Source organism: Mesorhizobium sp. M7A.F.Ca.AU.001.01.1.1 (genome assembly GCF_004022735.1).
In the GTDB taxonomy this organism is placed as follows: Bacteria; Pseudomonadota; Alphaproteobacteria; order Rhizobiales; family Rhizobiaceae; genus Mesorhizobium; species Mesorhizobium ciceri.
This window is the reverse complement of sequence record NZ_RZPF01000417.1, coordinates 1-5,789: the sequence shown is the minus strand read 5'-3', so window position 1 is coordinate 5,789 and position 5,789 is coordinate 1. Positions and strand designations below refer to the sequence as shown.

Annotated in this window: 9 protein-coding genes; 7 read left to right on the top strand and 2 right to left on the bottom strand. The window is 61.9% G+C overall.

Translation table 11 applies throughout. The features are described from left to right. The 6 genes from EN884_RS22890 to EN884_RS22865 all read left to right on the top strand — a co-directional run. On the top strand, nt 1-386 hold a 386-nt coding region (locus tag EN884_RS22890), incomplete at its 5' end, for an SRPBCC family protein (protein ID WP_128360747.1). Nucleotides 387-426: 40 nt separating this feature from the next. Beyond that, the gene (locus EN884_RS22885) at nt 427-1,383 is read left to right on the top strand and encodes an alpha/beta hydrolase (protein WP_063167839.1); all 957 of its coding nucleotides are present in this window, start codon (nt 427-429) and stop codon (nt 1,381-1,383) included. A gap of 187 nt (nt 1,384-1,570) precedes the next feature. After that, a complete protein-coding gene (locus EN884_RS22880) occupies nt 1,571-1,969 on the top strand; it encodes a GFA family protein (protein WP_013532088.1) in 399 nt (132 codons plus the stop codon). 185 nt (nt 1,970-2,154) lie between these two features. Beyond that, nucleotides 2,155-2,352 carry a hypothetical protein gene (locus EN884_RS22875; RefSeq protein ID WP_027162632.1) on the top strand — a complete coding sequence of 66 codons (198 nt, stop codon included), beginning with the start codon at nt 2,155-2,157 and terminating at the stop codon, nt 2,350-2,352. Between the two features lie 189 nt (nt 2,353-2,541). Continuing rightward, a complete protein-coding gene (locus tag EN884_RS22870; protein ID WP_013532086.1) occupies nt 2,542-3,414 on the top strand; it encodes an undecaprenyl-diphosphate phosphatase in 873 nt (290 codons plus the stop codon). Between the two features lie 71 nt (nt 3,415-3,485). Continuing rightward, nucleotides 3,486-4,274 (top strand): phosphodiester glycosidase family protein, encoded by a 789-nt coding sequence (locus tag EN884_RS22865; protein WP_013532085.1) that lies wholly within the window; start codon nt 3,486-3,488, stop codon nt 4,272-4,274. A gap of 72 nt (nt 4,275-4,346) precedes the next feature. Here the strand turns inward: EN884_RS22865 and EN884_RS39725 are convergent, their stop codons facing one another. Then, entirely contained in the window at nt 4,347-4,622 is a 276-nt protein-coding gene (locus EN884_RS39725) for a hypothetical protein (protein ID WP_164748023.1), read from the bottom strand. Between EN884_RS39725 and EN884_RS22860 the strand changes: the two genes are divergently transcribed. Beyond that, nucleotides 4,621-5,520 carry a GH25 family lysozyme gene (locus EN884_RS22860; RefSeq protein ID WP_127371385.1) on the top strand — a complete coding sequence of 300 codons (900 nt, stop codon included), beginning with the start codon at nt 4,621-4,623 and terminating at the stop codon, nt 5,518-5,520. The two genes, EN884_RS39725 and EN884_RS22860, sit on opposite strands and share 2 nt — an antisense overlap. 83 nt (nt 5,521-5,603) lie before the next feature. Here the strand turns inward: EN884_RS22860 and EN884_RS39050 are convergent. Then, nucleotides 5,604-5,789 (bottom strand): hypothetical protein (locus tag EN884_RS39050; RefSeq protein ID WP_206617626.1); only part of this gene is annotated, 186 nt, incomplete at its 5' end.

Sequence of the window (5,789 nt, the reverse complement as noted above, 5' to 3'; positions counted from 1 at the left end):
ATCCGAAACTGATCACGCGCTGGTTCTCTCCAAAACCGTGGACGACGCCGCGCGCGGAGATGGATGTGCGCGCCGGTGGCTCGAGCCTTGTCGTCATGGCCAGCCCGGACGGCAACGAGTTCCCCAACCCAGGTGTCTTCCTCGAAGTCGTTGCCGGCAGGAAGATCGTCCTCACCGACGCCTACACTGAGGCTTGGCAGCCTTCGGAAAAGCCGTTCATGACCGTCGCGCTGACCTTCGAGGACGAGGGCAACGGCAAGACCCGCTACATCGCTCGGGTCAGGCACTGGAGCGTCGCCGACCGCGAACAGCATGAGAAGATGGGGTTCCACGAGGGCTGGGGACAGTGCGCCGACCAGCTCGAAGAACTCGCCAAAACGCTTTGATCCGCATAACGCCTTGATATCGACAGGAGAGGAGATCGATATGTTCAAAACCCTGTTTTTCGCCATTTTTGCTTCGGCCGCAGCACTGCTTGCCTGCCCGGGCATCATCAATGCAGAGGAGACAAAACCTGCCATGACGACTGAAACGAATGCACTGCCGAAGCCGGAAAAGTCCGGCCTTCTGACGATCAACGGCCTGAACTACTACTATGCAATCTATGGCAAGGGCGAGCCGCTGCTTCTGCTGCATGGTGGTCTTGGCACCACGGATATGTTCGCGCCGATCCTGCCGAAACTTGCCGAAAACCGCACCGTCATCGGCGTCGACCTGCAGGGTCACGGCCGCACCGCGCTGGGTGACCGACCATTCACCGTGGAGGCGATGGGCGACGACATGGCCGCCATCGTCAAGGCGCTCGGTTACAGCCAGGTCGATGTCATGGGCTATTCGCTAGGCGGCGGCGTCGCCTTCCGCATGGCCGTCCAGCATCCCGAAGCGGTGCGCCGCCTCGTCTTGGTATCGACCGGCTACGCCACGGACGGCTTCTATGACGAGATGCGTCCGCAGCAGGCACAGGTGAGCGCAGCCGCGGCTGAGTTCATGAAGGACACGCCGATGTACAAATCCTACGTCGCGGTGGCGCCACATCCGGAGGAGTTCCCGAAGCTCCTCGATGCGCTGGGCGGCTTCATGCGTCAGAACCGCGATTACTCGGCCGATGTCGCCAAGCTGAAGATGCCTGTCATGCTGGTCTATGGCGACAGCGATATGTATAAGCCCGAACACGAGATCAAGTTCTATCAGATGCTCGGCGGCGGACTGAAGGACGCCGGCTGGATGCGCGAGAACTTGTCGCAGAACCGCCTGGCGATCCTGCCCAACCGCACCCACTACGATGTCTTCTTCGCCCCGGAGCTGACGGCCGCCGCGCTGCCGTTCCTAAACGGCCAGACCAAGGTCAAGACCTGGGACGAGGTCGTCGGCGAAATGGAGTGAACGCCAAAACCGCCGGCTGTTGGCGGGCAGCCGGCATTCCGTGGCTCCATGACGGCTTTCGGCGTCATGGCTTCATCCCAACTCGCATCAGCACAAGCGATGACATTGCATCAAAGCTTTTCAATTGACCCAATCGGCCCCGCCGATACGTTGCGCGCCTATTCTCTCCCACCAGTGGATCCAGACAATGGCAAGATATGAGGGCGGATGCCTGTGCAAGGCGGTGCGCTACCGCGCGGACGCGGCTCCCATCAACGAACGCGTCTGCCACTGCCGGCTTTGCCAGAAGGCGATCGGCGCCGCCTTCAACGCACGCGTGCTGTTTCGCATCGAGGACGTGACGATCGATGGGCCGCTGGCGACTATAGGCTCTTCACCGGATCTCAAGCGCGGCTTTTGCCCGAGCTGCGGCACAACGCTGTTCTCCCGACGTGATTCCGCAGGGATTATCGGCATCACCACCGGTTCGCTCGACGATCCCACGGTTTTCAAGCCGCAAATGCATATTTTCACGGCCTCGAAGCAGCCTTGGCTGGTGCTTGATGACGGCCTGCCGAAATACGAAGGCGCCCCTCCGCCAGGCTAATTTTTCCCTTCTCCCCTTGTTGTGGAAGAAGGTGGATCGACGCGCAGCGCCAGGGGAAGGGAAGAGCGCAAGCATGGCCAAAATTTAATCCAAATCGACACGAGATAGCCGGCAAAGCGTCATTGGCGAGCCATCTTTGTCGTCCTATTTAAGGGTCGCGGGTACGGCATTCGAGGAGACGACGGATGAACGACAGCATCAGCACCCTGGACGAGCTTTTGAGAGATCCGATGGTCCTGCTTGTGATGGAGCGCGATCGTGTGCGTCCCGAACAGGTGCGCATGCTGCTCGAACGGGCTCGCCGGCCTTCGACCGATGAGCCCGAAGTGCCGCCGGCGCATGTGATCGCCAGGACATGCCAGAAACTCTGGCTCTGCCCGTAGTCGCTTTGCGATTTTCCCTGTGTGCCTCAAGCCGGCCCCAAGGTGGGCCGGTTTTCGAACGGCGTGCACCTCGGCGTGCCAGCTTACAAATCCGTAAATTGATTATCCGGCCCATGACGATAAGGCTTGCCCGGGATTGACCGATGGTCGGTCCACGCAACTCCGATCTCTCATGCACGGAATTCGATTTTGGCCGATATCTGCACCCAAGGCCTCGACACGGGCTTCGTCGGCCTGGGGTTCGCCAAGGTGGCGTTCCTCGGCGTGGTGCAAGGCATCACGGAACTGCTGCCAATTTCCTCGACTGCCCATATGCGCATCGTGCCGGCCGTGCTCGGCTGGCAGGATCCTGGCTCCGCCTTCTCCGCCGCCATGCAGCTTGCGGCCCTTGCCGCGGTGGTCAGCTATTTCTGGAGCGACGTCAGGGATATCCTGTTTGGATCGCTCGACGCTCTGGCGCGACGCGATTTCGCCGACCGGCATTTCAAGCTGGCGCTCTGGATCGTGCTGGCGACGATCCCCATCGTCATCGCCGGCGTTGCGCTGTCGGGCCTGCTCAACGCCTGCAATTCGCCGCTGCGTAGCCTGACGGTGATCGGCTGGGCCTGCATCGCCATGGCGATCCTGCTGGCGCTGGCCGAGATCTTTGCCCGTCACCGGCGCAGCATGGGCGATGCGTCGCTGACCGATGCGCTGCTCGTCGGTATCGCCCAGATCGGCGCGCTTGTCCCCGGCGTCTCGCGCTCGGGCTCGACCCTGACAGCGGCACTGGGGCTCGGCTTCAAACGGGCCGAAGCGGCGCGCTTCTCGTTCCTGCTCGGGCTGCCTGCCATCGCGCTCGCCGGCCTCAAGGAACTCTGGGAACTGCACAAGGTCCATCTCGACGCCCATGGCTGGTCGGTGCTTGCTGTCGGGCTGGTCGTCGCGTCGATCTCCGCCTTCTTCGCCATATGGGGGCTGATGCGCGTGCTGGAGCGTTTCTCGGCTTGGCCGTTCGTCATCTATCGCGGCCTGCTCGGCATCGTCTTGTTGTCGAGCGTCGCCATGGGATGGCTCGTCTAAGGCAGTTCCACAGTATCGCTTGAAACGGGCTATATCCGTACCGGACCTCGAACTTCGATTCCGGTACGCACATGGATTTTTTGACCCTCCTGCAATCGGTGCCACTGTTGCTGGCGATGGCCAAGGGGGCGCTGCCGTCGGTGGCGGCGCTTGGCGCGTCGTTCGGCCAGTGGGTTGTCTCGCTGCCACCATGCCGGGACTTCACCTTCGAGGCGACCAGCTATCTCGTTTGCGAGGTCGATCCGAAACGATATCAGCTCGAGCTGTTCTGGAAGGATGCGGCGGGCAAGCCGTTTCAGTCGCTGCACAATCTGCATGCCGCGCAACAGGCGATCGGGCGCACGATGCTGTTCGGCATCAATGCCGGCATGTATCACCCGAACCTCGCGCCGGTCGGTCTCTATGTCGAGCGCGGCCAGGAGATGGCGTCGGTGAAAACGGGTTCGGGAAGCGGCAACTTTTCCCTGCAGCCAAACGGCATTTTCTACATACGCGACGGCAGGGCCGCGGTCCGCGCCACCAGGGACTTCGTGAAGAGGCGCCCGACCGTCGACTATGCGACGCAATCGGGGCCGATGCTGGTGATCGACGGCAAGCTGCATCCGAAATTCCAGGCCGACGGCACTTCGCGGAAAACCCGCGACGGTGTCGGGGTGCGAAAGGATGGCGTCGCGGTCTTTGCGATTTCGAATGGCACGGTGACCTTCCATGCCTTCGCCCGGCTTTTCCGCGACGCGCTCGGTTGCGATAACGCGCTGTTCCTCGACGGCACGATATCCAGCCTGTTTGCGCCTGCCATCGGCCGCAAAGACGACTACTGGAATCTCGGGCCGATGATCGGCGTCTTCAGGAAATCCTGAGCCAGTTTCCACCGCGCTTACCCGCATGCGGTATGGCGAAAAAAACTTGATTCAAACTTTATTGGTAATTTCTCATTCATAACTGATCCGGTTTGTCCGTCGGCTGTCGTTTCGCCCTCGGTCTGTTGTGTTTTGAGTACAGGTCCAGATGCGGATTCCGGGCGTCGTCAGTTTTTTGATAGCATCGCTATGCCTTGCCGGCTGCTCGTCAACGGCCGGCGTCGATGCGCTGGATTTGCAGAAACCCTCCAACGAGACCACCAGTTCCGTGATCCGGCCGCCGGCACCGATCGCCGCTGCTCCGGCGGCAAGGGGCAACAGGGCGGCAAGGGCCGGATTGGCTCCCATGTCTGACAACGGTCCGGGGGAAAAAACGCGCCCGTTCGGCTTGGCGGAGGAGGAAGAGACGGGGGTGTTTGCCGCACCTGATGCGCCTGATCCCCAAGTGCCTGATATCGGCGGGCTGCCGGTCGAGCCGGCAGCCTTGGTGTCGCCGCCCAAGCTATTGACCCGCGCGGCACCGGCCATGCTTGCCGGGCCGCTCACCCGTTACGGTTTTCGCGACGCCAAGCCGATCAATTTCGGCAAGGGTTCGCCTCGCCGCCTTGCAGTGCACGGCGTCGACGTCTCGCGTTGGCAAGGCAACGTCAACTGGGACAAGCTGCGGGCGCAGGGCGCCAACTTCGCCTACATCAAGGCGACCGACGGTGGCGACCACCTCGATCCGATGTTCATGAAAAACTGGCGCAACGCCGACGCCGCCGGCTTGAAGCGCGGCGCCTACCATTTCTTCTACTGGTGCCGCACGGCGGGCGAGCAGGCGGACTGGTTCATCCGCAACGTGCCCAGGGTCGAAGGCGCGCTGCCGCCGGTGATCGACGTCGAGTGGAACGGCGAGTCCAGCTGCAAGCGGCGGCCGTCGCGCGAAAAGGTGCTGGAAAAGATGCAGGTGTTCATGGACAAGCTGGAGCGCTATTACGGCCAGCGGCCCATCATCTACACCGCGCCCGATTTCTACCGCGACAATCTCAGGGGCGAATTCCTCGACTATCCGTTTTGGCTGCGTGCGGTCGCCCAGCATCCGTCAAAGGTCTATCCCGGTCGCAAATGGCTGTTCTGGCAGTATTCCGGCTCCGGCCTGTCGCACGGCGTCACTGGCCGCATAGACCTCAATGTCTTCCATGGCGACGAACGGCAATGGCGCGCCTGGGCCGGGGGCCGGCAGACGGTAGCCGACGCCAACTGAGACAAGCTATCAGGCTTGGCGTCGTTCGCTTTCTCGGGTGTCCGCCGATCCTCGACCTCTTCGCCGCTCCCTTCAGGACCCGCTCACGCGGCCTGCTTGACCAGCGTGCGCTGTCGGACCATTTCAAGCGCGATATCGGACTGCTCGATGGACACGCTTCCGCCGGCAGCATTCGCTGAGGAAAGTGCCTGGCTCTTTGACCAACAAGGACGCATGGGAGGAAAAGATGGGTGTGTCATCGGAGGCTCTGGCACAGAGCCGTCAAACGA